This is a genomic window from Sphingosinicella microcystinivorans (assembly GCF_003634215.1).
Lineage (GTDB): Bacteria > Pseudomonadota > Alphaproteobacteria > Sphingomonadales > Sphingomonadaceae > Sphingosinicella > Sphingosinicella microcystinivorans.
This window is the reverse complement of the sequence record NZ_RBWX01000007.1, coordinates 1,648,823-1,674,420: the sequence shown is the minus strand read 5'-3', so window position 1 is coordinate 1,674,420 and position 25,598 is coordinate 1,648,823. Positions and strand designations below refer to the sequence as shown.

Below are 25,598 nucleotides of genomic sequence, written 5' to 3'. Positions count from 1 at the left end.
GCCGGCCATGAAGCCGGGGTCGCGCTACGGCGACCTCCTGCCGCGCATCCTTGTCGGTATCGCACTGATCGCGCTCGCGCTCGGCGCCGTATGGCTCGGCGGCATCGCTTTTGCGGTGCTCGCTGCGGTCGTCATCCTGCTCATCTACGGCGAATGGTGCACGATGCATCACGTTGGCCGCACTGTGAGGCTGGCGGGCATGTTTGCGCTAGCCGGGGCCGTTCTGTTCACGCACCTCGGCTATCTCGGCTACGCGCTGGTTCTGGTCGGTGTAACCGCGGCGGGCCTTTTCTTCCTTGCCCGTATCGCCGCCTGGGGCCTGATCTACTCGGCATTTCCCGGGATCGCCCTCGTTTGGCTGCGCGCCGAGTCGCTCGGCGCCCAACTCGTGATCTGGACGCTGGCGATCGTCTGGGCGACTGACATCGCCGCGTTTTTCTCAGGTCGCACGATCGGCGGCCCCAAGATCGCGCCGCGCATCAGCCCTTCGAAGACGTGGGCAGGTCTTGGCGGCGCCATGATTGCGGCGGCGCTGACGGCATGGCTGCTTTCCCGTCAGTTCGGGCTCGGCCTTGAGCCTGCCTTCGCGGCGGCGCTCGGTGCCGTGCTGGCGGTTGCCGCGCAGGTGGGCGACTTCTTTGAAAGCCACCTCAAGCGCCGCGCCGGCGTGAAGGATTCCGGCAGTATTCTGCCTGGGCACGGCGGCATGATGGACAGGCTGGATGGCGTTGTGCCGGTGAGCGTATTGGTCGCCGTCGCGATCGGTCTTACCGGATGACAGCCCGTACGATCAGCATTTTCGGTGCCACCGGCTCGGTCGGTAGCTCGACGATCGACCTCGTGTCGCGCGAGCCCGAGCGCTGGTCCGTCGATGTGCTGACCGCGAACCGCGACGTTCGCGGCCTTGCGGCGCAGGCGCGTCGCCTGGGGGCCCGCATGGCTGTTGTCGCGGACGATAGCGCGTACAGCGATCTGAAGGACGCGCTCGCAGGAACGGGCGTGGAAGCGGCGGCAGGCGTTCAGGCGCTGAGCGATGCCGCCGACGTGCCGAGCGACATCGTGATGGCGGCAATCGTGGGCGCGGCGGGCCTGCCGTCCACGCTACGCGCCGTGGAGCGGGGCGCACGTGTGGCGTTTGCCAACAAGGAAACACTGGTCTGTGCCGGCGAACTCGTGAACGCGCGGGCGAAGCGCAGCGGAGCGCATCTGCTGCCCGTCGATTCCGAGCACAATGCCATCCATCAGGTCTTCGATTTCGAAAACCCGGAACGCGTGTCGCGGATCATTCTCACGGCGAGCGGCGGTCCATTCCGTGCGCGCAGCCTGGCTGAAATGGCGGCGGTGACACCGTCCCAGGCCGTCGCGCACCCAGTCTGGTCGATGGGCGCGAAGATTTCCGTCGATTCCGCCACGCTGATGAACAAGGGATTGGAGCTCATCGAAGCGTATCACCTGTTCCCGGTGGAGGAGAGGCAGCTGGACGTCATCGTGCACCCGCAATCGGTGGTTCACAGCTTTGTCGAGTATGTGGATGGCTCGATGCTCGCTCAGCTCGGGTCGCCCGATATGCGGATTCCCATCGCCTATGCGCTTTCCTGGCCGGACCGGATGGCAACGCCGTGCGCACGGCTCGATCTGGCGCAGGTCGCCCGGCTCGATTTCGAGGCGCCCGATCCTGCACGTTTTCCTGCCCTACGCCTCGCCCGCGAGGCACTTGTCAGCGGCGGTTCATCTCCCACAGTGTTAAACGCCGCCAATGAAGTGGCAGTCGCGGCATTTCTGGAGGGTCGAATCGGCTTCCTCGATATTGCCGCGATTGTGGAGCAAACGATGGAAGCCGTCGGCGGTCACACCGTCGAATCGCTCGATGACGTGCTGGCCTGCGACAGCGAGGCGCGGCGTGTCGGCGAGATGCACATAAGAGGTCGCGCGCACTGATGGAAATCCTGCCGTCCCCGGGTGTTCTGTTCACGATCCTGATGTTCGTGGCCATGATCAGCCCGCTCGTATTCATCCACGAGATGGGCCACTACCTTGCCGGGCGCATGTTCAACACGGCGGTGGACAGCTTCTCGATCGGCTTCGGTCGCGAAATCTTCGGCTGGACGAACCGGCGCGGCGAGCGCTGGAAGGTCGGCTGGCTGCCTCTCGGCGGCTATGTGAAGTTCACCGGCGACGCCAACGCCGCGAGCATGCCGCAAGAGGCTGCGCGCGTGAATCCAGCTGAAAAGCCGTTTCTGTTCGCCTTCAAGCCGCTGTGGCAGCGCGCGATCATCGTCGCGGCTGGGCCGTTCGTGAATTTCGCGGCCGCCATCCTCATTTTCGCGACATTCATCGCCATCTACGGTCAGAGCTACACCTCGCCGGTGGTGTCCAACATTGTGACGGAATCGGCCGCGGACAGGGCGGGACTCGCCCCCGGCGACCGCATCCTGAAGGTGGACGGCAAGACGATCGAGCGCTTCGAGGAAATCATCGGCATCGTGATGATCAATCCCGGCACGCCGGTTTCGGTGGATTTCGAGCGCGCGGGCGCGGTGCGCAACGTCGTGCTGACGCCCGACCTCATCGAAGAGAAGGACCGCTTCGGCAAGACCTTCAAGATTCCACGCATCGGCCTCATCGGCGAGGAACGCGGCGTCATCGAGCGCGGTCCCTTGGAATCGCTATGGTACGGCACCGAGGCGGTTTTCGACACCACGGGCATGATGGTGAAAGGCCTTGTCCAGATCGTCACCGGCCAGCGTTCGATGAAGGAACTGGGCGGGCCGCTAAAGATCGCAGAGGTCTCGGGGCAGGCGGGCACGATGGGCATCGAGTCCTTCGTGAACCTCATGGCGCTGGTCTCGATCAACCTTGGTTTCATCAACCTGCTTCCCATCCCGATGCTGGATGGGGGGCACCTTGCGATTTACGCAGCGGAGGCCGTGCGCCGGAAGCCGATTCCGCCACGGGTGCAGGAGTGGGCTTTCATGACCGGCTTTGCACTTCTCATCTCCTTCATGCTGATCGTAACCTGGAACGACCTTGCATCTTTTGGCGTGTTCAAGCATGTCGCCGGGCTAATCGGCTGAGATGCGGCCATAAGATTTGAACGAGAGTGGGGAACCTGTGGGCCAACAGACGCTGATGCCGGCCACCATGCATCGTAACTGGGTCTCCGCGCTGCTCCTCGGCAGCGCGCTCGGCCTGTCGCAGCCCGCGCTGGCGCAGGACACGCAGCCTGCGGATGCCGCGCCTTCGGCGGCGCCAGCGCCTGCGGCTGTTGCCGAGCAAGCGAGTGTCGTGCGTTCGATCACGATCCGCGGTGCAGAGCGTCTGGAGCCGGAAACCGTTCGCTCGTATGTGGGCCTGTCAGCGGGCGACAGCTACGACCGCAACCGACTCGACCGCGCGCTGAAGGACCTCTACGCGACCGAACTGTTCGCCGACGTGACGATCCGCGATCGACAGGGCGAACTGGTGGTCGACGTGCGCGAGAACCCTGTCGTCAACCGCATCGTGCTTGAAGGCAACAAGCGCGTGAAGGACGAGAAGTTCAAGGACGAGATCAAGCTCGCACCGCGCCAGATCTTCACGCGCTCCAAGGCGCGCGCGGATGTGGCCCGCATCCTGGAACTCTATCGGCGCCAAGGCCGCTTTGCGGCCGCTGTCGAGCCGAAGATCGTGCAGCTCGACCAGAACCGCGTTGATGTGGTTTTCGAGATCGACGAGGGGCCGAAGTCCAAGGTCCGCCGGATCAACATCGTCGGCAACACGAAATTCTCGGACGGCGACCTGCGCGGCGAAATGGCGACCAAGGAAGCCAAGTGGTACAAGTTCTTCACCTCGAACGACACCTACGACCCCGATCGCTCGGCCTATGACCAGCAAAAGCTGCGCCAGTTTTATCTGACCGAAGGCTATGCGGACTTCCGCGTGGTTTCGTCGGTCGCCGAGCTGACGCCGGACCGCAAGGACTTCATCATCACCTACGTGGTGGAGGAAGGCGAGCGCTACAAGTTCGGCGAAGTCGATCTGGAAAGCCAGATTCGCGACATCAAGGAAGATAACTTCAAGCGCATGCTTCCGATGAAGCAGGGCGATTGGTACAACGCCAAGCAGATCGAGGACACGGTGACGAGCCTGTCGGAATCGGTCGGCCTCCTCGGCTACGCGTTTGCCGACATCAACCCCCGCTTCAATCGCGACAAGGAAAAGCGCGAGATGGGGGTGACGTTCGTCATCAACGAAACCCCGCGCGTTTACGTCGAGCGTGTCGAAATCAACGGCAACACGATCACCAAGGACCACGTGATCCGCCGCGAGTTCCGCCTCGCGGAGGGCGACGCGTTCAACAGCTTCCGCGTCAAGCGCTCGCGCGACCGCATCCAGAGCCTCGGCTACTTCCAGGAAAACCTCGAAATCCAGCAAAAGCAGGGCTCGGGGCCGGACAAGGTCATCCTTGAAACCAATCTGCAGGAGCAGGCGACCGGCGAGCTTCAGGTCTCGGCGGGCTACTCGAGCCTTGAGAACTTCCTCGTCAACCTGTCGATCCGGCAGCGCAACTTCCGCGGCATGGGCCAGGAGCTGCGCGCTTCGGTCAACTGGTCCAAATATTCGCAGTCTGTCGAACTGGGCTTCACGGAGCCATATTTGTTCGGACGCAACCTCGCACTTGGCGGCGACATCTTCCGCCGTGATTACAATAGCTTCCGCTTCCTCGGAAACGGCGACCGCGATACGACGTACGAGCAGTCGACCACCGGCTTCCAGATCCGTACGGGCTTCCCGATCACCGAATTCTGGTCGGCATCGTTCCGTTATGGCCTCAGCTACGACGACGTGTCGCTCGACGAGCGCACCTTCTACACGAACGGTGTCTGCGACCCGCTGCGCGCTGGCCGCTTCCTCTGCGACGCGGTCGGCAAGCGCACGACCTCCTCGATTGGCTACTCGATCGCTTACGATACGCGCAACAACGCGATCCGGCCGAGTGCAGGCCATCGCTTCATGGTCAGCCAGGACATCGCAGGCGTCGGCGGCAGCGTGCAATACGTTCGCTCGCGCCTCAACGCCGACAAATACTGGCGCCTGTTCGGCAGTGGCTTCATCCTGAACCTCGGGCTCGAAGCGGGCTACATCTTCGGCTGGGGCGGCGACAACATCCGTCTCACCGACCGCTTTTTCCTCGGCGAACCGCGTATGCGCGGCTTCGACATCCGCGGCATTGGCCCGCGCGTGATCCGCAAGCAGTATGTTCCGAACTCTTCCGATCCTAGCAATCCGGACCTCTTCACTCTGAGCGATGACGGCAGGCAGAGGCAGGATGACTCGATCGGCGGCGAGACCTATTATCAGGTTCGCGCCGAGGTGCAGATTCCGCTGAGCGCAGGTGCTGCCGAGATGGGCCTGCGACCGTCGGTGTTCGTTGACGTGGGTGCACTGTGGAACACCAACTTCAATCCGGCTACCGATTTGCAGGATATCCGGCAGATCCCCACCGGCGGTGTAACCTCTGGCGGTGATCCGGAATTCACTCCCGGCTTCAAGGAGTTCTATTTTGGTGACACATGGAAGCCGCGTGTCGCCGTCGGCTTCGGCATCAACTGGAACTCTCCATTCGGCCCGTTCCGCATTGACATCGCGAAAGCGCTCGTCAAGCAGGAGGGGGATGACACCAAACTGTTCCAATTCAACGTAGGGACCCAATTCTGATGAAAATGCTTACCCGCGTCGCCATTGCCGGCGCTCTCGCGTTCACGGCGCTTCCGACCGTTGCTCTGGCGCAGGCAGCACCGCCGATCGTCGTCGTCGACATGGGCCGTATCGCCGCCGAGTCTGCTGCTTCGAAGAGCGCCGAGCCGCAGCTGAAGGCGAAGTTCGAAAGCGTTCAGGCGCGCGCCAAGACGCTGGGCGACCAGTTCCGCGGCGAGTATGAAAACCTGCAGAAGGCGCAGCCTTCCATGGCGAAGGAAGCGTTCCAGGCGAAGGCCAAGGAGCTTCAGCAGCGCCAGGTGACCGCCGAGAACGAAGTGCGCGGCAAGGAGCAGGATTATGCCCGCTCCGTGCAGTATGTGCGCCAGCAGATTCTGGAAGCCGTGAACCCGATCATCACCGCCGTGATGCGCGAAAAGGGCGCGAGCCTTGCGCTTGACCGTGATGTGACGCTCGCCACCGCGCAGTCGCTCGATGTTACGAACGAGGTGATGACGCGCCTCAACTCGGCGCTGCCGCGCGTCAACGTGAACCCGCCGGCCGCTCCGGCCGCTGCGCCCAAGAAGTAAGCGGCGCGCGTCTTGTCAGGGGGCGAAAGCTTCGATGCGATCGAGGTGGGGGCAGTGATGGCACTGCTCCCACATCGCTATCCCATGCTGCTCGTCGACCGTGTGGTCGATTTCGTGCCGAACGAGCGCGCGCGCGGCATCAAGGCGGTGACGATCAACGAGCCGTTCTTCCAGGGCCACTTCCCACAGCGCCCGATCATGCCCGGCGTGCTGATCGTCGAGGCACTCGCGCAAACTGCAGGTGTTCTGGCGATGAAGTCGCTCGGTGACGAGGCGCTCGGCAAGCTTGTGCTCTTCATGGCGATCGAGAACGCCAAGTTCCGCCAGCCGGTCGAGCCGGGCGTTCTGCTGAACCTTGATGTCGAGTTCGTGCAGCGCCGCTCGCGGGTCTGTAAGTTCAACGGTGTCGCCAGCATCGTCGGCGGCAAGGTCGCTGCGGAATGCAGCTTCACCGCAATGATCGCGGACCCGCCCTCAGCGTAGGTCTTCTGGCCGGTTGATGTTCCGGATCGGCTCCGGCCACGCCACCATCGTTGCGCCTGCCGCTTCGCACCAAGCCCGCATGGCGCGGGGCGATCCGCTTTCCAGATAGTCCGCGAGCCGGCCCGCGAGCGATGTGGGCCACACGCCGACGACCGGCAGGCTAGCCGCCACGGCAGGCGGCGATGCTGCGAGCGCCGACAGTAAAGTCTCGGGCAGGTCCGGCACATCGCACGCGGTCGTCAGCACGGCTTCAAATCCCGCTTCCGCCCCATAAGTGAGCGCGCCGCAGATTCCGCCGAGCGGCCCGAGGCCGGGGGCGGGGCGATCGGGTACACCGCTCTTGCGCCCCACGATGACCACGGTTTCGCAAAACGGAGCAATGCTTGCGGCGGCGTGGTCGATCAGGCGCCTGCCGCCCAGAAATGCCTCCGCCTTGTCGCTGCCGAAACGACGGCTTTCTCCGCCTGCAAGCACGGCACCCAGAATACGCATCACCGCGCGAGTTCGATCGTGGCCTCGATCTCGACCGCGTAGCCCGCGGGGAGCGACGCGACACCCACTGCGGAGCGCGCAGCGAGCCCCGCGTCGCCGAATGCCGTCTTCATCAGTTCTGAAAAGCCGTTGATGACTTGCGGCTGTTGCGTGAAGTCGGGCGCGCTGTTGACCATACCGAGAATGCGCACGAAGCGCTTCACGCGCGACAGGTCGCCGCCGAGCGCGTCCTTGATCGTCGCGAGCATACAGAGGCCGACGCGCTGCGCTTCGGCTTTGCCCTCGTCAAGTGTGACGTCGGCACCCACCTTGCCGCGCTTGCCCCCACCGATGCAGTCGATGTGGCCGGAGAGGAACAGCAGGTTGCCAGTCTCCACCGATGTCACATAGGTTGCCGCAGGTTTCGGGGCAGCAGGCAGGCTATGTCCCGCCGCGGCCAGCCGTTCCTCGGGGCTCGCCGCTAGCACCGGTGCTGCAATCATCGTCAGGAGAAACGGCAGCAGTCGGCGCATTGGCGGTCCTTTCAGATCAGGCGGTTTCCTCGAACAGCTCGCGGCCGATGAGGTAGCGGCGGATTTCGCTCGTACCCGCGCCGATCTCATAGAGCTTGGCGTCGCGCAGCAGGCGTCCGGTCGGATATTCGTTGATATAGCCGTTGCCGCCAAGCGCCTGAATCGCCTCAAGCGCCATCCATGTCGCCTTCTCGGCGGAATAGAGGATGCAGCCCGCAGCGTCCTTGCGCGTGGTTTCGCCCCGGTCGCACGCCTGCGCTACCGCGTAAACGTAGGACCGCGCGGTCGAGAGCGTCACGTACATGTCGGCGATCTTGCCCTGCATCAGCTGGAAGGTGCCGATCGGCTGGCCGAACTGCTTGCGCTCGTGAACATAAGGCACGGTGACGTCCATGCACGCCGCCATGATGCCGAGCGGGCCGCCCGAAAGCACGACGCGCTCATAATCGAGGCCGGACATGAGCACGTTCACGCCCTTGCCCTCTTCGCCGACGATGTTTTCATAGGGGACTTCGCAGTCCTCGAACACCAGCTCGCAGGTGTCGGAGCCGCGCATGCCGAGCTTGTCGAGCTTCTGCGCCGTCGAGAAGCCCTTGAAGCCGCGTTCGATAAGGAAGGCTGTAATGCCGCGCGGCCCGGCGTTGGGATCGGTCTTGGCGTAGACGATCAGCGTGTCCGCTTCCGGCCCGTTGGTGATCCACATCTTGTTGCCGTTCAGCACATAGCAGTCGTTCCGGCGCTCGGCCTTCAGGCGCATCGAAACGACGTCCGAACCGGACCCGGGTTCGGACATGGCAAGGCTGCCGACATGCTCGCCGGAGATGAGCTTCGGCAGGTACTTCGCCTTCTGCTCCGGCGTGCCCCAACGATTGAGCTGGTTGATGCAAAGGTTCGAGTGCGCGCCGTAGCTGAGGCCGACCGAAGCCGATGCCCGGCTGATCTCTTCCATGGCGACGACATGCGCGAGATAGCCAAGTCCGGCGCCGCCGTATTCCTCCGGCACGGTGATGCCGTGCAGGCCAAGCGCGCCGAGTTCGGGCCAGAGGTCGCGCGGAAACTTGTTCTCGGCGTCGATTGCGGCCGCGCGCGGCGCGATCTTGTCCTCGGCAAACGCGCGCACGCTCTCGCGCAGCATGTCGATGGTTTCGCCGTGGGCGAAGTTCATAAGGGACAGGCTCATTGGTCCTCGCTTTCGATTTCAACCAGCAGCGTGCCTTCGGCGACCTGATCGCCCTCCGTCACGCCCACCTTCGCGACCGTGCCCGAAACCGGCGCGGTCATGCGGTTTTCCATTTTCATCGCTTCCAGCACGAGCAGCCGCGCGCCAGCCTCCACCTTGTCGCCGGGCTTCACGAACACGGCGAGCACGCGGCCCGGCATGGGTGCGGTGATGCGTCCGCTGGCGCCTTCCGCCGCTTCGGCATCTGGCGCGGACGTGCCGATGACGAACACGCGGCCTCCGATGCGGAGTTCAAAGCTGCCGTCGCGCTCCACAATGGTCGCGCGCACAAGTTCGCCGCCGAGGTCGGCTTCCACGCTCTGCGGCCCTGTCCACAGCAGCGCGCCGGTGACAGGCTCGTCAAGGCCGTCGATGCGGTATGCCGCGCCTTCGGGCGTCAGGCTCAGCGCACGCTTCTCGCCCCCCTCGGGGAACAGGTCGACATGGCGGCGGCTCGGCAGGTTCATGCGCCATGCGCCCGCGCGCTCGAACATCGTTTGCGCCGTTGGCGGATTGTAGCTGCCGACGCGCGTGAGCGCTGCAAGTGCGAGTACCCGATCCGGGATGTCCGTGGGCGGTTTCAGGCTCTCGGCGTGGCGCGCGATGAAGCCGGTGTCGACGTCGCCGTCGCGGAACGACGGGTGGTCGACAAGGCGTGCAAGGAACGCCCGGTTCGTCCGCACGCCCTCCACGATGGTAGCGTCGAGCGCACCGACCAGCCGGTCGATCGCGCTCTGGCGGTCGGCGCCATGCGCGATCACCTTGGCGATCATCGGGTCGTAGTGAATGCTGATCTCGCCGCCCTCGACAACGCCGCTGTCGATGCGCACGCCGGGGCGGCCTTCGGGGAATACAAGCTGCCGCAGGCGTCCGGTGGAGGGCAGGAAGCCGCTCTCGGGATCTTCGGCATAGAGCCGGGCCTCGACCGCGTGCCCCTCGATCCGCAGTTCATCCTGCGTCATCGGCAGCTTCTCGCCGCGCGCGACGCGGATCTGCCATTCGACGAGATCGGTGCCGGTGATGAACTCCGTCACCGGGTGCTCGACCTGCAGCCGGGTGTTCATCTCCATGAAGTAGAATTTGGGATCGCCGGTGGTGTCGACGTCGTCGCAATCGAGAATGAACTCGATCGTGCCCGCGCCTTCATAGCCGATCGCGGTCGCCGCCTTCACCGCCGCGGCGCCGAGCGCCTTGCGAAGCGAGGCGGAAAGGCCGGGGGCAGGGGCCTCCTCGATCACTTTCTGGTGACGGCGCTGCAGCGAGCAGTCGCGTTCGAACAGGTGGATGGCATTGCCATGCCGGTCCGCGAACACCTGAACTTCCACGTGGCGGGGGCGCAGGATCAGCTTTTCGATCATCACGCCATCGTTGCCGAAGGACTTTTCGCCTTCGCGCTTCGCCGCAATCAAAGCATCGGCGAATTCGGAGGCATCGTCGACGCGCCGCATCCCCTTTCCGCCGCCGCCCGCGACCGCCTTGATGAGCAGTGGGTAGCCGACCGCCTTCGAAGCGGCTTCAAGCCGCGCAAGGCTCTGGTCGTCGCCCTGATAGCCGGGGGTGACGGGCACGCCCGCCGTCTTCATCAGCTTCTTTGCCGTGTCCTTCAGGCCCATCGCGTCGATGGCTTTCACCGGCGGACCGACGAAGGTCAGCCCTGCATCGCGCACCGCGAGCGCGAACTTCGCGTTCTCGGAGAGGAAGCCGTAGCCGGGATGCACCGCGTCGGCATTCGTGCGCGCTGCGGCATCGAGGATGCGGTCGACAAGCAGGTACGATTCCGAGGCCGGCGCCGGGCCGATCAGCACGGCCTGTCCCGCCTCGTGAACGTGCGGCGCATCCGCATCCGCTTCCGAATAGACGGCAACGGTTTCGATGCCCATCCGGTGCGCGGTGCGGATGATGCGGCGGGCGATCTCGCCCCGGTTGGCAATCAGCAGCTTACGCATCGGTCTTCATCCAATATGGCCGGCGTTTCTCAAGAAAGGCGGTCAGGCCCTCGGCGGCTTCCTCGGTCGCGCGCCGCGCGGCAATGCGGCGGGCGCTGTCGGCGCGGAGTTCGTCCGTGATCTCGCGCCCCCCGAAATCGGTGACGAGCGCCTTCGCATCGATCACCGCGCCTGGCGCAGCTTCGAGGATGGAATCCACCCAGGCATCCACCTGCGCGTCGGCATCGCGGAGATCGGCAACACCGACGTGCACCAGCCCCATCTCGCGCGCTTCGGGAAGACCGAACAGCTCTGCGGTGGTGAACCAGCGCTTCGCCTGACGCGCGCCGACCGCGGCGATCACGAACGGAGAGATCGTCGCGGGCGTGAGGCCAAGGCGCACTTCGGAAAGGCGGAACTTCACGCCGTCTATGCCGACGACCATGTCCGCACATGCAATGAGCCCGACGCCGCCGCCGAAGATGTTGCCCTTGGCGATGGCGATGACCGGCACGGGGCAGGCGGCGATACTCGCGAGCATGTCCGAAAGCCGCTGCCCGTCAGCAATGTTCTCCGCCTCGCTCCAGCTTCCGGCGGCGCGCATATATTCCAGGTCTGCACCTGCGGAGAAGCTCTTGCCTTCACCTGAGAGCACCACGGCACGCACGCCGTCCATCTTGCCGATGGCGTCGAACGTGTCCTTCAGCGCAGCGATGAGTTCGGCGTTGAAAGCGTTGTGCCGTTCCGGGCGATTGAGCGTGACACGCGCGACATTGTGCTCGTCGAGCGTGAAATAGAGCGTGTCGGAGACGGTGTTGTCGTTCATCGCCGCCTCACATCCGGAACGTGCCGAAGCGCGTCTCGGGCACCGGCGCGTTCAGCGACGCGGCGAGGCCGAGCGCGACGACCGTGCGTGTGTCGGCGGGATCGATGATGCCGTCGTCCCACAGGTGGGCGCTGGCGTAATAGGGGTGGCCCTGGCGTTCGTACTGCTCGCGGATCGGCGCCTTGAACGACTCTTCCTCGGCCTTGGTCTTGAAGCCGCCGCGTTTCACCGTGGCGAGCACCGATGCTGCCTGCTCGCCGCCCATCACGGAAATGCGGGCGTTCGGCCACATCCACAGGAAGCGGGGCGAATAAGCGCGGCCGCACATGCCGTAGTTGCCCGCGCCGAAGCTGCCGCCGATCACCACGGTGAACTTCGGCACCGCGGCGCAGGCGACCGCCGTTACCATCTTGGCGCCGTGCCGCGCGATGCCTTCGTTCTCGTAGCGCCTGCCGACCATGAAGCCGGAGATGTTCTGCAGGAACAGGAGCGGCACCTTGCGCTGGCAGCACAGCTCGATGAAGTGCGCGCCTTTCTGGGCGCTTTCCGAAAAGAGGATGCCGTTGTTGGCGACGATGCCGACGGGATAGCCCTCGATATGCGCGAAGCCGGTGACGAGCGTCTCGCCGTACAGCGCCTTGAACTCGTCGAGGACGCTGTCGTCGACGATCCGCGCGATAATCTCACGGACGTCCACGGGGTGCCGCGTATCGGCGGGGATCAGGCCGTAAATCTCGGATGGATCGTGACGCGGCGGTTTCGGCGCCTGCACCGCCACCTCCGGCGCGCGCGGCGCGGGGAGGGTGGCGACGATGTTCCGGGCGATCGAAAGCGCGTGCGCGTCATCGTTCGCGAGATGATCGACAACGCCGGAGATGCGTGCGTGCACGTCTCCGCCGCCAAGGTCCTCCGCCGTCACTTCCTCGCCGGTCGCGGCCTTCACCAGCGGCGGCCCGCCAAGGAAGATCGTACCCTGATTGCGCACGATGATGCTCTCGTCGGACATGGCGGGCACGTAAGCGCCGCCTGCCGTGCAGCTTCCCATCACCACCGCGATCTGCGCGATGCCCTCCGCGGACATCGTCGCCTGATTGTAGAAGATGCGCCCGAAGTGGTCGCGGTCGGGGAACACCTCGTCCTGGTTGGGGAGGTTCGCGCCGCCGGAATCGACGAGGTAGACGCAGGGCAGGCGGTTCTGCCGCGCCACTTCCTGGGCGCGCAGGTGCTTCTTCACAGTCAGCGGGTAGTAAGTGCCGCCCTTCACCGTGGCGTCGTTGCACACAATCACGCAGCTTCGCCCCGCGATCTGGCCGACGCCCGCGATTACGCCTGCGGCGGGCACCTCGTCGTCATAGACGTCGTAGCCGGCGAACAGCGACAGTTCGAGAAAGGCCGTGCCGGGATCGAGCAGCCGCTCCACCCGCTCACGGGGCAGCAGCTTGCCGCGCGCCGTGTGGCGTTCCCGCGAGTCCGCATTGCCGCCGAGCGCGATTTGCGCGGATCGTTCGCGCAGGTCCGCGACGAGCGCCTCCATGGCCTCCGCGTTTGCCTTGAATTCCGGGTCGATAGCATTCGCCTGTGTGCCGACTGCGGCCATCGGTCGATCATCCCCTCAGCTTCGTTCAGAGGGGCAATAGCACGCGAGAGGGATTCGGTCTTAATTGAATGCGCCTTCGGTTTCGCATAGATGGCATCTATGATTGACGGCTACCTCCTGCGCTACTTTCTCGCCATCGTCGAGACCGGCAGCTTCACGGCGGCGGCGGCCCGCGTGAACGTCACGCAGCCGACGCTTTCCGCAGGCGTCGCCAAGCTGGAGCGTGAGCTCGGCGTCTCGCTGTTCGTCCGTTCCGCGCGCCGCGTGGAGCTGACCGAGGCCGGGGCACGCTTCCTCCAGCGCGCGCGCAACATCATGCAGGAATATAACGCCGCGCTCGGCGAGATCGGAGAGCCGGCCCGCCGTCGCGCGCTGCGCCTCGGCCTTCTCCACACCGTGCCCGCCAGCATCGGCGAAAGGCTGGTGCGCGACTGGCAATCCATCGACGGCGCCAATGGTCTTGAGATCGTTGAGGGCAGCGATGCTGAACTGGTCACCCGCCTTGACCAAGGCCGCGTCGACATGGCGCTGACCTTGATGCGCACCGGCACCGAGAAATACGCGCCCGTCGTAGTGGGGGAGGAGCCCTATCTGCTGATGATGCCCGAAGGCCACCCGCTTGCCGCATCAGACCCGGTGCCGTCGGACGCGCTGCACAGCACGCCCATGGTCGTCCGCCGCCGCTGCGAGGTGCTGAGCGAGGTCAGCCGTCACTTCACCGGCCACGGCGTCCGCCCGCCGCTTGCCTACCGCACGGTGCAGGAGGAGCGGGCGCTGTCGATGGTTGCCGCCGGCCTTGGCGTCACGGTGATGCCCGCGTCATATGTTGCGCCCGGAATCGTCCAGCGGCGCCTGTCCGGCTTCGATCGCACGCGGACGCTCGCCGTCCTCCAAAGCCCCGTCGCGATGGCGCTGAGGAGCGATGTGGCGCGCATGACCTCACTCGTTCAGGAGGCGTTCCGCCGCCAGCCCGCCCCGTCGCGCGCGATCCCGTAGACTTCGGCGAGGTTCGCCTCGGTCAGCACGGTCGAGGGCGCACCCTCTGCCACGATCCGACCGTCCGCCATCAGCACGCACCGGTCGCAGTGCGCCTCGGCAAGCGTGAGATTGTGGAAAGACGCCAGCACACCCGCGCCATGTGTCGCCTCCGCGCGCAGCAGCGCCAGCACGTCAAGCTCATGCCCCGGATCGAGGTTCGCCGTCGGCTCGTCGAGCAGCAGCCAGTCAGCACGGCCTGCCAGCACCCGCGCCAGAAGCACGCGCGCCCGTTCACCTGTCGAGAGCGTATCCACCTGGCGCGATGCGAACGCCTGCATGCCGACCCGCGTGAGCGCTTCCGCCACATCGGCCTCGCCCGCGCCGGAAAGCGCCACGATATCGTCCGCGCGCATCGGCCAGTCGACGCGCCGACCGGAAGGCATATAGGCGATATGACGCGCCCGCTCGGCTGACGTCATGGCGTCAAGCGATCGTCCATCGGCCGTAATCGTCCCGTATCCGGCGGTCAGCCCCGCAAGCGCGCGCAGCAGCGTCGTCTTGCCCGATCCGTTCGGTCCGATCAGCCCCACGATCTCCCCGCGAGAGACGGCAAGATCGATCGCGCCGCTCAGGTGCGGACGCGCGATGGCGGTTGCGACGAGACCGCTCACGACGGCATCCCGCGCCGGGAGAGGATCAGCCACAGGAAGAACGGTGCCCCCAGCATCGCTGTCACCACGCCAACCGGCAGCGTCTTGCCGTTCAGCGGAAAGCGCGTGACGATGTCCGCCGCCACCAGCAGCGCTGCGCCGCCGAGAGCGCTTGGCAGCAGGGCAGGGCCGGGGCGGTTCCGCACCAGCGGTCGCACGAGGTGCGGCACGATCAGCCCGACGAAGCCGATGATCCCCGCCACAGCGACCGCACCGCCCACCGCGACGGCGCTGCCGCCCACGATCCGCCAGCGCATCGCGCGGACGTCGTGGCCCAGCGTCGCGGCGACGTCCTCGCCGAGCGCCAGCGCGTCGAGCCCGCGCGCCGCCGAAAGCACGATCAGGCTTCCAGCGAGCATCGCGGGAAGGCCAACGCTCACGTGGCCGAGATTGCGATCGGCGAACGAACCGAGCAGCCAGAACATGATGTCGTAGAAGGCGAATGGCGACGGCGCGAGCGCGAGCGCAAGGTTCATCATCGCGCCGCCGAGAGCCGAGATCGCGACCCCGGCGAGGATCAGGGTCGCGGAGGAAGCCCCGCGCCCGGCCAGCGCCAGCAGAAGAAGAAGCGCGATGAGCGCACCCGCAATGCCACCGCCTGCCATCGCGAGCGTGCCGGAAAGCCCAAGGAAATAGGCCGAAACGACCGCGCCAAGCGCCGCGCCTGCCGAGGTGCCGAGAATATCGGGTGACGCGAGCGGATTGCGGAGTAGCCCCTGAAGCGCCGCACCGCAGAGGCCGAGCGCGGCGCCCGCCGACGCTGCAAGCACCAGCCGCGGCAATCGAAGCTCGACGATCAGCATATGGGCAAGCGCCGGATCGCGCTTAAGAAGACTGAGGATCGGCACGTCGCCGACGAGCAGCGACGCTGCCGCCACAAGGGCAAGCAGCCCGCCGAGGATCAGGCAAAGACGCCCCGCGCTCATTGTGTGATCTCCGCGCGAAGCCGCGCGACATCGGCTGCGGCAAGCGGGCCGGGGCAGGACCAGAGTCGCCCGTCGACGTAAGCGGGCGTTCGGCCCGAAAGACGTGTCGCGGTTCCAAGCCAATCCTGCGGCAGCGAAAATTGGTCGGCGCGGTAACGGCTGAGGATGAGGAGGGGCGGCGGCGTGGCCACAAGCCCTTCCAGTGTGACGCGGCTGGACGGCATCACCATCTGCCGGATGCCCGCGTGCGCGAGAAGTTCGGCGGCGATCGAATGCACGTCGGGCGTCAGCCCGCCTGCAACGACCATCAGCGCGTCGTGGGCATTGGCCGGGGCGCTGCCGAGCTTGGTTTCCATCCAGGCGATCAGCGCCGCACCGCGCGCCGGATGCCCGAGCGCGGCGGCGACCGTTCGGATATTGTTCCGAAGCTCGGCAAGCGTCAGCGGCGGCGGCACGTCGACCACGTGCGTGCCGGTTTGCTCGGCAAGTTCGCGCGCGAAGCGGTTCACGGCGCCTCCGGTGATGACAAGATCGGGTTTCAGGTGCGCGACCGAGCTGAAGCGACCATCATTGCTGTGCAGCCCTTGCGCCTTGGTGGCGAGCGGTGTCTCGCGAAGGTCGTGCCCCAGGAAAGAAACGGACACGAGCTGATTGGGCTCAGCCAGCAGCAGCACCAGTTCGTCCGTGCAAAGCCCGAGAGAGGCGACGCGTGCCGGTGTTCCCGCCTCCGCCGCCGTGGCGGCGAAGGCGAGCACAGCAAGAAGGGCTATCAACCGCCCCATTTCACGCGGATGCCACCGAACGCGGAGATGCCCTGCGTCCGGTATCCGTAAGCGTCTTCATAGGTCGCATCGAACAGGTTCTCGATGCGCCCCGTCAGCTCGAAGTCGCCGCCCAGCTTCACGCGACCCGAAAGCGAGGCGAGCACATAGTCCTTCAGCGTCACGACACGTGCCGGGAAGCTGTCGAAGTCCGTATCCTTGCGATTGCCCACATAGTTTGCCGCGAACGTGACCGAGGCGGCGCCCAGATCGGCGGTCGCCAGCACGCTGCCGCTGTGCCGGGGGCGCCGCGCTTCGCGCAGCTTTGCCGCGCCTGCAACTTTCGCTTCCTTGGCGTCGAGCCAGGTATAGCTGGCGCTCAGAGTCAGCCAGGTGACCGGCTTCGCATCGAATGACGCCTCGATGCCCTTGCGCTTGCTCTTGCCGCTCGCGTTGGCGACGCTGGAGAGGAAGGTCGCGGAATCGAAGGTCGAGACGATCTCGTCCTCCAGGTCAGCCTGGAACCACGTTACATCCGCCGAAAATGCCTCCTTGCGATATCCGACACCCACATCCCAGCCGATCGAGCGTTCGGGCGTCAGGTTCGGATTGCCGACGAAGCTGCCGGGGAAAAAGCCGAACATTTCCGTGAAGGTCGGGTCCGTCACGCCTTTCCCCGCGCTCGCGTGAACGGTGAAGCCGTTCTCGAGCGTATAGCGGCCGGACGCGCGCCACGTCGTTGCATCCTTGAATGCGTCGTTTTCGTCCTGCCGGACGCTGGCTCCCAGGGTGAGCCCGCCCGCCGTCAGGCCGTAGTCGAGCACAAAGCTGGTGCGATCGCGCGAGACGCGCTGGTTGGTGCCGCCGAAATACGCGTCGTCGTCGGCCCGGAAACGCTGCGTGCGATACTCGATGGCGCCGGTTACCCGGTGGCGAAGAGCTTCGCTGCCGAAGTCGATGCCTGTCTGGTAGCCGGTCTCGAACACGTCCGCGTCGGTGCGGTTGAGATACGTGTCGTCGTCACGGTTGATGTTGTCGGTGGTCACGAAGCTGCCGAAAATCTCGTGCCGCCAGCGGCCATCCAGCGTGTCGACGCGACCGAAGCCGCGCATCGCGGTCGCCCGTATGCGCGTGTTGTCGAGCGTGTCGTCGCGCACGAAAAAGCTGTTGGAGCCGTCGAATTCGCTCAGCGAATTGGTATGGCGAACGACGAGGCCGAGTTCGCCGTTCTCGGTCGGCCGGATGGAGGCTTTCGCGGACAGCATCAGCGATTCATAACCGTCGCGTTCCTTGATCCCGCCGCCGAAGCTGTCGGTGCCCTTGGTATCGTACCAGTTCGATTGAACGAGGATACCGCCTTTCTCGTTGCCGATCCCCGCGCCGCCTGCGGCGTGAAGCGTCCCGAACGAGCCGTACTCGGCGCGGCCGAAAATCCGCGTGCCGTCGGTCGGTTCCGCCGATGTCACGGAGACGACGCCGCCGATCGCTTCAGATCCCCACAGCGCCGATTGCGGCCCCCGCAGCACTTCGGCGCGCGCGATTCCGTCCGACCCAAGCGTTTCCCAGCGGAACTCGCCGGAGGTGGCCGGGTCATTCATGGCGATCCCGTCGATGAAGACGAGCGTATGGTTGGCTTCCGAACCGCGCACGCGAACCTGGGTTTGCGATCCCGTGGGGCCAGAACGCGCGACGGACACGCCCGGCGACAGGCGCAGGACGTCAACGAGTTGCGGCACGGCGACAGCCTCGATCGTCGCGCCGTCGATCACCGTCAGCGCGCCGCCGGTTTCGCCGTAGGCAACCGGTTCCCGCGCGGCGGAAACGACCAGCGTCCCGTCATCGACGATCGCAGCAGCGGAAAGAAGAAATACAGCAATCATAATAACCTCCATGACCATGTTCACACATCGTCACAGCGGGCATGACTGCTCGCACGCGAACGGCTGAACCCGACCGGGCGTGGACGACAGACATGGCAGGTTTCCTGGCTTGCGGGTCATCGCCTTGCATGTCGCCTTCCCGGTCGGCCTTTCGCGGCTTCCCAGTGGCATTTCGACATGCAGGCTATCCGCCTACAGTTGCGGGCACAGCGCCGGTTTTAGACCGGCTTCCCTTTTATCCCCGTTTCCGGGGCACCACATCACGGGGCGGGCCTTAGTCCCTTGCGGTGCGGCTTGCAAGTGGCGCGCGTGTCGGTTATTGGCGCCGCTTTCCCGGCTGCTGGTCGGAAACCAGCGGCAGACATCGGAGCAGTCCAGTGAAGCAGAACATCCATCCCGACTATCACACCATCACGGTGCAGATGACCGACGGGACGACCTATCAGACACGTTCGACGTGGGGTAAGGAGGGCGACACGCTTCTCCTCGAAATCGATCCGACGACGCACCCGGCCTGGACCGGCGGCAACTCGAAGATGCTCGATACCGGCGGCCGCGTCGCGCGCTTCAACAAGCGCTTCGGCGGGCTCTCGCTCGGCAAGAAGTAAGCCCTGTGCGGCGGCGGCTCCGTTAAGGACACGCCGCCGTGAACGGGCTCATTCATCACATCGATCTGAACGCGAGCGATCTCGCGGCTTCGAAGCGCGTCTACAGCCTGCTGCTGGGCGCGCTCGGCTACGCGTGCGTGCGCGATGATGGTGAGTGCGAGTGGGATATCCGCACACCGCAGGGCTTCGCTTCGATCGGATTGAAGCAGGCGCGCGTTTCCGGCGCGCACAAACGCTATGCCCCCGGCATCCATCACTTGGCATGGTCGGTGGATAGCCGGGCGGAGGTGGATCGCGTCCACACCCTGCTTCGCGATGCAGGCGTTCGCATCCTTGATGCGCCGACGCTCTACCCCGAATATTCTGCGGATTATTACGCGGTGTTCTTCGAAGACCCGGATGGCATCAAGCTTGAAGTGCTGAACGCTCCGAGCTTTGCTGATCCCGGCCGCACGCCGTGAAGGCCTGGGTCTGTCACGCGCTGAGCGGCGACCGTGCGGGGCTGCGCTTCGAAACCGAATGGCCCGATGCGCCACCACCCGCCTCCGGTGAGGTGCGTGTCGCGCTGACGGCGGCGGGCCTCAACTTCCCCGATCTTTTGATGCTCTCCGGCGGCTACCAGTTCAAACCGGCGCTGCCGTTTGTGCCGGGTGTCGAAGGCGTCGGCGTCCTCACCCATACGGGTGCGGGCGTCGATCCGTCTCTGCTGGGGCGCCGTGTCGTTGTCCGTGCGCGCTCGGGATGCCTTGGCGAAACGATCACGCTCGATGCCGGGCAGGTGCGCCTCGCGCCAGACGGGTTTTCGGACGCGGAAGCGGCAAGCTACGGGGTCGGGGCGCTGACCGCGTGGGTCGGGCTCGTCGAGCGGGGTCGGCTGATGCAGGGCGAAACGCTGCTCGTCACGGGCGCGGGCGGCGGCATGGGCCTCGCCGCGGTGGCGCTGGGCAAGGCCTGCGGCGCGCATGTGATCGCCGCGGCGTCGGGCGAAGCGAAGCTCGCGGCAGCGCGCACCGCCGGTGCCGACGAAACCGTCGCGCTCGCTGACCTTTCAACGCTGAAAGACCGCATCGATGTGGTGTTCGATCCGGTCGGCGGCGCGCTGTTCGCCTCCGCCGTACGGACGCTGCGCTGGAACGGGCGCTACCTGCTGATCGGGTTCGCGGGGGGCATCCCGAAGCCATTCGCGCTCAATTATGCGCTCATCAAGGGGATCGAGATCGTCGGTGTCCGCGCCGGAGAGTTCGGCCGCCGCGATCCCGAAGGTGGGTCGCGCGCCAGCGCGGCAATCGACGCACTGGTTGCCTCGTCTCGGTATCGCCCCTTCATCGGGATGGAGGTGCCGCTTGAACGCGCCGATGAAGCTTTCGCCGCGATGGCGGCAGGTGCGCTCATCGGCAAGGCCGTGGTCAGGATCCGCTGAGCGTCGTTTCGATCGGCACGCCATTCCTGATGGCCAGCGTCACCGGCGTACGCTCGGCGATGTCCGCAAACCGTGCGCGCTGCTCTTCGGTAAGATCCCCGGTCAGCGTCAGCACCCGCTCGATCCGCGCGGTATCGCCGTCCTTCAAATGCCGCATTGCCACCTCGGCGCTTTCGAGAGGCCACTCTTTGCGCTTCGCATACATCCGCAGCGTGATCACCGTGCACGACCCAAGCGCCGCGAGCAGAAGCTGGAACGGCGCCGGCCCCGCATCCTTGCCGCCCATCCTCTCGGGTTCATCGGACACGAACATGTGATGTCCGGCACGCACATCAACCTTGTAGTCGTCCATGCCGATGTTCGCGGTGACGCGTGCAATGGTGATTTCCGGCATGTTGCCTCCTCAATGGAAAAAGGGAGGCAGACGGTGCACGCCTGCCTCCCTTCCACTATGCCGCAGCCATTCGGCCGAAGCGACCACTGTTGAAGTCGTCGATGGCGGTGCGGATTTCCGCCTCGCTGTTCATCACGAACGGGCCATATCCTACGATCGGCTCCTCAATCGGCTCGCCCGTGAGGATGAGCAGCGTGGTATCGGCCTCCGCCCTGATCCGCGCGGAGGTTCCCGCACGGCTCAGTTCGAGGACTTCGGCGCTTGCCGCATCCTCGCCGTTCACAAGCACCCGGCCCGACAGCACGACGACGAGTGCCGTGTGCCCTTCGGGCAGGTCGAGTGTCACGTCGGCACCGTCATCCAACCGCACGTCCCAAACATTCACCGGGGTGAACGTCCGCGCCGGGCCGGTCTTGCCGCTGAGCGTGCCCGCGATGATCCGCGCCATGCCCCCGTCGAGGTCGACGACCGGAATGTCCGCTTCAACGATCGACTGGTAGCCGGGCGCCGCCATCTTGTCCTTCGCAGGCAGGTTCACCCACAGCTGAACCATGCGGAACGGCCCGCCCGCGCGTGTGAAGCCCTTAGAGTGGAACTCCTCGTGAAGCACACCGCCGGCAGCCGTCATCCACTGCACGTCGCCGGGGCCGATGATGCCGCCGTTGCCGGCGGAATCCTTGTGCTCCACCTCGCCGTCATAGACGATGGTGACCGTTTCGAAGCCGCGATGCGGGTGCGTACCGACGCCGCGCGGCGTTTCGGCAGGTTCGAACACGTGGGGTCCGGCATAGTCGAGCAGCAGGAACGGGCTGATCGCAGTTCCCTGGGCGTGATACGAGATCAGCGAGCGCACCGGGAAGCCGTCACCAACCCAGTGGCGCTGTTCATTGGTGTGGCGTGTGATGATCGTCTTCATGTTTCATGCTCCTGCGTGCGGGAGGTAAACCTTCCGCCTTCGTGAGCCGATGTAGGAACGCAGGTGCAAACGGGGAGGGGCTGCACTTGCAACCCAAGGTTTCCCGCAGCGGAACGGCCTTGGAGAATCGCCCTCGCATTTGATACGCCGCAGCCATGTCTGATTCCGCTCCCGGCGCACCGTCGCCGCTCCGCCCGCTTCCGCTGCTCATCTTCAGCTCGCGCTGGCTGCAACTCCCGCTCTACCTGGGCCTTATCGTGGCGCAGGGCGTGTACGTGCTCCTGTTCCTGAAGGAGCTTTATCACCTCACCATGCACAGCTGGGAGTTCACCGAGCAGCAGATCATGCTGCTGGTTCTCGGCCTCATCGACGTCGTGATGATCTCGAACCTGCTCGTGATGGTGATTGTCGGCGGCTATGAGACCTTTGTCTCTCGCCTGGGCCTCAAGGGTCACCCGGATCAGCCGGAATGGCTTAGCCACGTGAACGCGGGCGTGCTCAAGGTGAAGCTGGCGATGGCGATCATCGGTATTTCGTCGATCCACCTGCTTCGAACCTTCATCGAGGCGAGCAACATCGGTCTGCCGACCGCGCGGATTACGGCCGAGGGCGTGCTGTGGCAGACGATCATCCACACCGTCTTCATCCTCTCGGCGATCGGCATCGCCTGGGTGGACAGGATGACACAGCAGAAACACTGAGATTCTGCGCGAGAAATTGGCGGACAGGGTGGGATTCGAACCCACGGTACGGTTACCCGCACGGCGGTTTTCAAGACCGCTGCCTTAAACCACTCGGCCACCTGTCCGCTGCGCGCGTCTCATCGCCTATTGGGATTGCGGTTTCAAGCATGTAGGCTGGGCTGCCCGGCTGAAGGAGAAAAATATTGATCCTGCGCTTTGCGGCAATCGCGCTGGTCCTGCTCGTCCCGGCGGCATCCTCTGCCCAGATCCCCGAGCCTGCGCAACAAACAGAAGCGCCGCCCGAGCCCTCTACGGAGATGCGTTTCCAGGCTTGGCTTTCCGATTTCCGTGCCCGCGCGGCAGGAGAGGGGATCAGCGCTGCAACGATTGCTAGCGCGCTCGACCGCCTCACCTACAGCGCGCGCGTCGTGTCGCTGGACCGTGCCCAGCCTGACGACAGCCGTCCGCAGAGTGTGCCCCTGTTCAGCGACTATCTTGCCGCGCGGCTCGTGCCTGCGCGCATCAATCCGGGTAAGCGTCTCGCTTCAGAGCTGAGCCCGACGCTCCGCGCGGTGGAAGCGCGCTATGGCGTACCGCCGGAAATCATGCTCGGCATCTGGGGGATGGAAACGAGCTACGGCGGCTACACGGGCAATTTCGATCTCGTCCGCTCGCTCGCGAGCCTGGCGTTCGATGGTCGGCGCGAGGCGCTGTTCACGCGCGAACTTATCGCAGCGCTGCGTATGATCGACAGCGGCGTGCCGCGCAGCCGGCTTGTCGGCTCGTGGGCAGGTGCCACCGGAAACCCGCAGTTCCTGCCATCGTCTTACCTGACGCACGCGGTCGACTTCGATGGAGACGGCACCGCCGACATCTGGCAGAGCCGCGCCGACACCGCCGCCTCCATTGCGAACTACCTCAAAAACAACGGCTGGGTGACGGGCGGCGACTGGGCGATGCGCGTGTCCGTGCCCGCCGCGCTGGACCGGATGCGCGTCGTCAACACGATCGAACCCAAAAGCTGCACGCGCGTGCTTGCCAAGCACAGCCGCTGGATTCCGGTGAAGGAATGGCGCGAACTCGGCCTGCAGCCGCTGGACGGCCGCACCTGGCCCGCCGACGACACGCTCGCAACGCTCGTCGAGCCCGATGGCCCCGGCAAGGGGGCGTACCTCTCCTACGGCAACTTCCGCGCGCTCCTCGCCTATAATTGCTCGAACTTCTACGCGCTCTCGGTGGGGCTGCTTGCCGATCAGTTGCGCACTGGAAGCTGACGGCACGGCTTGACTAAGCCGACGTTCGGTGATTCTTGTTCCCGCATCGTTCCAGTATAGCGTTGGGGGAAGGGGTCATGATCGGGATCGCGAGATGGTCGGCGGGGTTCGCGTCCATTTTGTTCCTGCCGCTGCTCGCCGCGTGCGCCGGAAGCGTGCAAGCTCCGAAGAGCGCGGGCACCTACAAGGTCGGCAATCCCTATCAGATCGCGGGCAAATGGTACTACCCGTCCGACGATCCGCATTATCAGGAAACCGGCACCGCCTCGTGGTACGGCCCAACGTTCCACGGCAAATCCACCGCGAACGGCGAGCAGTTCAACGAAAACGACGTCACCGCCGCGCACCGCACGCTGCCGATGCCGAGCTATGTGGAGGTCACGAACCTCGAAAACGGACGCAAGCTCATCGTCCGCGTTAATGATCGCGGACCTTTCGCGAAGGACCGCATCATCGATCTTTCGCGCCGTTCCGCGCAGCTTCTCGGCGTCGAACAGCAGGGCACCGCGCGCGTGCATGTGAAGCGCATCTATCCGAAGGGGCAGCAGCCGGTGGCGGTCACAGCGGCTCCACCGCCGCCCCCGCCGGTCACGATTGTGCCCATCGGCGACATCTTCGTGCAGGTCGCTGCGCTTTCCGATCGCGGTCGCGCCTCCAGCCTTGCCGCGGAACTCAGCCGCTTCGGCGTCAGCAACATCAGTTCCACCGGCACGGGCTTCTACCGCGTCCGCGTCGGACCCTTCGCCGACGAGGCGAGCGCTACGGCGGTGCTGGCGCAGCTCCAGGCCGCGGGTTATGCGGAGGCGCGCGTCGTCGGATCAAAGCCGACGGCCTGAGTTTCAAAAAAGGATAGTCAACACATGCGGCTCTTCATTTCCGCCGACATCGAAGGCGTGGCGGGGGTCGTGTCGCGCGATCAGGCGGGGCCGGAAGGTTTCGAGTATGCCGCCGCGCGCCAGCTGATGACGAACGAGGTGCTCGCCGTCGTGCGCGGCGCACGCGCGGCGGGCGTTACCGAGTGCGTCGTGTGCGATTCGCACGGCAACGGGCTTTCGATCATCGCGGACAGGATGCCGCCGGGCACATGGCTCGTCCGCTCGTGGCCGCGCCCGCTCTTGATGATGCAGGGGATCGAGGTCGGCGACTATATCGGCGCGATGCTCATCGGTTATCACGCCGGCGCGGCGGACAGTGCCGGCACGATGGCGCACACCATGTCGAGCCGCGGCATCCGCAGCGTGAAGCTGAATGGCCGCGAGGCCGACGAGGCCTTCATCAGCGCCGCGACCGCAGGCCAGTTCGGCGTGCCGCTGCTGATGATCTCGGGCGACGACGTGTTCATCGAAAAGAACGGCCCCGCGCTCGGCCCTGTCGAGCAGGTCGTCACCAAGCGCTCCCTCGGGATGTTCTCGGGCATGTCGCCGTCTCCTGACACGGTCTGCGCCGCGCTCGAAGCGGCCGCATCGCGCGCGGTCGAAGCGCGGCAGAAGGCGCCGCTCGTGAAGCAGGACGGTCCCATCGAGGTGGAACTGACGCTCGTCGACCGGCTCGCGGTAGAAGTGCTCGATTTCCTGCCGATGTTCCGCCGCCTTGGCGCGAACACGATTGGCTTTCGCGCGGACGACATGGCGGCGCTGAACCGCGCTTTCGCGTTCCTGCTGTTCTTCAAGCTGTCGTAAGCCGCCTGCCTCCGCGCTGGCGAAGCGATGGGGCGCGGGCTATAGCTGC

Annotated in this window: 26 protein-coding genes, 1 tRNA gene and 1 riboswitch; of the genes, 14 read left to right on the top strand and 13 right to left on the bottom strand. The window is 65.4% G+C overall.

All coding sequences use genetic code 11. The features are described 5' to 3' along the window. Positions 1-7 precede the first annotated feature (7 nt). Genes DFR51_RS07970 through fabZ form a run of 6 tightly spaced genes read left to right on the top strand, consistent with a single transcriptional unit; the run spans position 8 to position 6,749 of the window. The gene (locus DFR51_RS07970) at positions 8-778 is read left to right on the top strand and encodes a phosphatidate cytidylyltransferase (RefSeq protein ID WP_121049971.1); all 771 of its coding nucleotides are present in this window, start codon (positions 8-10) and stop codon (positions 776-778) included. Beyond that, positions 775-1,938: a 1-deoxy-D-xylulose-5-phosphate reductoisomerase gene (locus DFR51_RS07965; protein WP_121048954.1), complete on the top strand. Its 1,164-nt coding sequence runs from the start codon at positions 775-777 to the stop codon at positions 1,936-1,938. The genes DFR51_RS07970 and DFR51_RS07965 overlap by 4 nt, the downstream gene beginning before the upstream one ends. Continuing rightward, complete coding sequence (rseP, locus tag DFR51_RS07960; RefSeq protein ID WP_338068299.1) at positions 1,938-3,074, top strand: RIP metalloprotease RseP; 1,137 nt, start codon at positions 1,938-1,940, stop codon at positions 3,072-3,074. Before DFR51_RS07965 ends, rseP begins: the two co-directional genes overlap by 1 nt. A gap of 55 nt (positions 3,075-3,129) precedes the next feature. Beyond that, positions 3,130-5,697 (top strand): outer membrane protein assembly factor BamA, encoded by a 2,568-nt coding sequence (gene bamA, locus DFR51_RS07955; protein WP_121049965.1) that lies wholly within the window; start codon positions 3,130-3,132, stop codon positions 5,695-5,697. Next, positions 5,697-6,266: an OmpH/Skp family outer membrane protein gene (locus DFR51_RS07950; RefSeq protein WP_121048951.1), complete on the top strand. Its 570-nt coding sequence runs from the start codon at positions 5,697-5,699 to the stop codon at positions 6,264-6,266. The genes bamA and DFR51_RS07950 overlap by 1 nt, the downstream gene beginning before the upstream one ends. Before the next feature lie 12 nt (positions 6,267-6,278). Continuing rightward, on the top strand, positions 6,279-6,749 hold the full coding sequence (fabZ, locus tag DFR51_RS07945; protein WP_276330560.1) for a 3-hydroxyacyl-ACP dehydratase FabZ: 471 nt from the start codon (positions 6,279-6,281) through the stop codon (positions 6,747-6,749). Here the strand turns inward: fabZ and mobA are convergent. The 6 genes from mobA to DFR51_RS07915 are packed head-to-tail and all read right to left on the bottom strand — an operon-like array spanning position 6,741 to position 13,320. Beyond that, entirely contained in the window at positions 6,741-7,241 is a 501-nt protein-coding gene (gene mobA / locus DFR51_RS07940; protein WP_121048945.1) for a molybdenum cofactor guanylyltransferase, read from the bottom strand. The genes fabZ and mobA overlap by 9 nt on opposite strands. After that, positions 7,241-7,753, bottom strand: coding sequence for a RidA family protein (locus DFR51_RS07935; protein WP_121048942.1), 513 nt, complete (start codon positions 7,751-7,753; stop codon positions 7,241-7,243). The genes mobA and DFR51_RS07935 overlap by 1 nt, the downstream gene beginning before the upstream one ends. Positions 7,754-7,769: 16 nt before the next feature. Beyond that, complete coding sequence (locus tag DFR51_RS07930) at positions 7,770-8,933, bottom strand: isovaleryl-CoA dehydrogenase (RefSeq protein ID WP_121048939.1); 1,164 nt, start codon at positions 8,931-8,933, stop codon at positions 7,770-7,772. Next, a complete protein-coding gene (locus DFR51_RS07925; RefSeq protein ID WP_121048936.1) occupies positions 8,930-10,918 on the bottom strand; it encodes an acetyl/propionyl/methylcrotonyl-CoA carboxylase subunit alpha in 1,989 nt (662 codons plus the stop codon). The genes DFR51_RS07930 and DFR51_RS07925 overlap by 4 nt, the downstream gene beginning before the upstream one ends. Beyond that, on the bottom strand, positions 10,911-11,723 hold the full coding sequence (locus DFR51_RS07920) for an enoyl-CoA hydratase-related protein (protein ID WP_121048933.1): 813 nt from the start codon (positions 11,721-11,723) through the stop codon (positions 10,911-10,913). The genes DFR51_RS07925 and DFR51_RS07920 overlap by 8 nt, the downstream gene beginning before the upstream one ends. A 7-nt stretch (positions 11,724-11,730) precedes the next feature. Then, positions 11,731-13,320, bottom strand: a complete 1,590-nt coding sequence (locus DFR51_RS07915) for a carboxyl transferase domain-containing protein (RefSeq protein ID WP_121048931.1) — start codon at positions 13,318-13,320, stop codon at positions 11,731-11,733. Positions 13,321-13,410: 90 nt separating this feature from the next. On the opposite strand from DFR51_RS07915, the gene DFR51_RS07910 reads away from it, so the two are divergent. After that, on the top strand, positions 13,411-14,316 hold the full coding sequence (locus tag DFR51_RS07910; protein WP_121048928.1) for a LysR family transcriptional regulator: 906 nt from the start codon (positions 13,411-13,413) through the stop codon (positions 14,314-14,316). Here DFR51_RS07910 and DFR51_RS07905 read toward each other — a convergent pair. Genes DFR51_RS07905 through DFR51_RS07890 form a run of 4 tightly spaced genes read right to left on the bottom strand, consistent with a single transcriptional unit; the run spans position 14,268 to position 18,575 of the window. Next, positions 14,268-14,969 (bottom strand): ABC transporter ATP-binding protein, encoded by a 702-nt coding sequence (locus DFR51_RS07905; RefSeq protein ID WP_121048925.1) that lies wholly within the window; start codon positions 14,967-14,969, stop codon positions 14,268-14,270. The genes DFR51_RS07910 and DFR51_RS07905 overlap by 49 nt on opposite strands. After that, complete coding sequence (locus DFR51_RS07900) at positions 14,966-15,934, bottom strand: FecCD family ABC transporter permease (protein ID WP_121048922.1); 969 nt, start codon at positions 15,932-15,934, stop codon at positions 14,966-14,968. The genes DFR51_RS07905 and DFR51_RS07900 overlap by 4 nt, the downstream gene beginning before the upstream one ends. Beyond that, a complete protein-coding gene (locus tag DFR51_RS07895) occupies positions 15,931-16,716 on the bottom strand; it encodes an ABC transporter substrate-binding protein (RefSeq protein ID WP_121048919.1) in 786 nt (261 codons plus the stop codon). The genes DFR51_RS07900 and DFR51_RS07895 overlap by 4 nt, the downstream gene beginning before the upstream one ends. Continuing rightward, the gene (locus DFR51_RS07890) at positions 16,704-18,575 is read right to left on the bottom strand and encodes a TonB-dependent receptor plug domain-containing protein (RefSeq protein WP_160119221.1); all 1,872 of its coding nucleotides are present in this window, start codon (positions 18,573-18,575) and stop codon (positions 16,704-16,706) included. The genes DFR51_RS07895 and DFR51_RS07890 overlap by 13 nt, the downstream gene beginning before the upstream one ends. Positions 18,576-18,652: 77 nt before the next feature. Then, a riboswitch (cobalamin riboswitch) is annotated at positions 18,653-18,850 on the bottom strand. A gap of 102 nt (positions 18,851-18,952) precedes the next feature. Here DFR51_RS07890 and rpmE point away from each other — a divergent pair. From rpmE to DFR51_RS07875, 3 genes are read left to right on the top strand one after another with little or no spacing between them, the layout of a single operon-like run. Continuing rightward, positions 18,953-19,183 carry a 50S ribosomal protein L31 gene (gene rpmE, locus DFR51_RS07885; protein WP_121048911.1) on the top strand — a complete coding sequence of 77 codons (231 nt, stop codon included), beginning with the start codon at positions 18,953-18,955 and terminating at the stop codon, positions 19,181-19,183. A 38-nt stretch (positions 19,184-19,221) separates the two neighbouring features. Further along, positions 19,222-19,644 carry a VOC family protein gene (locus tag DFR51_RS07880; protein WP_121048908.1) on the top strand — a complete coding sequence of 141 codons (423 nt, stop codon included), beginning with the start codon at positions 19,222-19,224 and terminating at the stop codon, positions 19,642-19,644. Then, complete coding sequence (locus DFR51_RS07875; protein ID WP_121048905.1) at positions 19,641-20,603, top strand: NADPH:quinone oxidoreductase family protein; 963 nt, start codon at positions 19,641-19,643, stop codon at positions 20,601-20,603. The genes DFR51_RS07880 and DFR51_RS07875 overlap by 4 nt, the downstream gene beginning before the upstream one ends. Here DFR51_RS07875 and DFR51_RS07870 read toward each other — a convergent pair. Together DFR51_RS07870 and DFR51_RS07865 are read right to left on the bottom strand one after the other, a co-directional pair. Next, positions 20,590-20,997 carry an OsmC family protein gene (locus tag DFR51_RS07870; protein WP_170151759.1) on the bottom strand — a complete coding sequence of 136 codons (408 nt, stop codon included), beginning with the start codon at positions 20,995-20,997 and terminating at the stop codon, positions 20,590-20,592. The two genes, DFR51_RS07875 and DFR51_RS07870, sit on opposite strands and share 14 nt — an antisense overlap. Positions 20,998-21,052: 55 nt before the next feature. Further along, the gene (locus tag DFR51_RS07865) at positions 21,053-21,913 is read right to left on the bottom strand and encodes a pirin family protein (protein ID WP_121048902.1); all 861 of its coding nucleotides are present in this window, start codon (positions 21,911-21,913) and stop codon (positions 21,053-21,055) included. Between the two features lie 155 nt (positions 21,914-22,068). Here DFR51_RS07865 and DFR51_RS07860 point away from each other — a divergent pair, with 155 nt between their 5' ends. Further along, positions 22,069-22,614, top strand: a complete 546-nt coding sequence (locus DFR51_RS07860; protein WP_121048899.1) for a TIGR00645 family protein — start codon at positions 22,069-22,071, stop codon at positions 22,612-22,614. 17 nt (positions 22,615-22,631) lie between these two features. Here the strand turns inward: DFR51_RS07860 and DFR51_RS07855 are convergent. Next, positions 22,632-22,721 (bottom strand) — tRNA-Ser (locus tag DFR51_RS07855). Between the two features lie 78 nt (positions 22,722-22,799). Between DFR51_RS07855 and DFR51_RS07850 the strand changes: the two genes are divergently transcribed. The 3 genes from DFR51_RS07850 (at position 22,800) to DFR51_RS07840 (ending at position 25,549) form a co-directional block, all read left to right on the top strand. Then, entirely contained in the window at positions 22,800-23,870 is a 1,071-nt protein-coding gene (locus tag DFR51_RS07850; RefSeq protein WP_121048896.1) for a lytic murein transglycosylase, read from the top strand. 77 nt (positions 23,871-23,947) lie between these two features. Further along, a complete protein-coding gene (locus DFR51_RS07845) occupies positions 23,948-24,706 on the top strand; it encodes a septal ring lytic transglycosylase RlpA family protein (protein WP_121048893.1) in 759 nt (252 codons plus the stop codon). Between the two features lie 24 nt (positions 24,707-24,730). Next, positions 24,731-25,549 (top strand): M55 family metallopeptidase, encoded by an 819-nt coding sequence (locus DFR51_RS07840; RefSeq protein WP_121048890.1) that lies wholly within the window; start codon positions 24,731-24,733, stop codon positions 25,547-25,549. Positions 25,550-25,598: the final 49 nt, after the last annotated feature.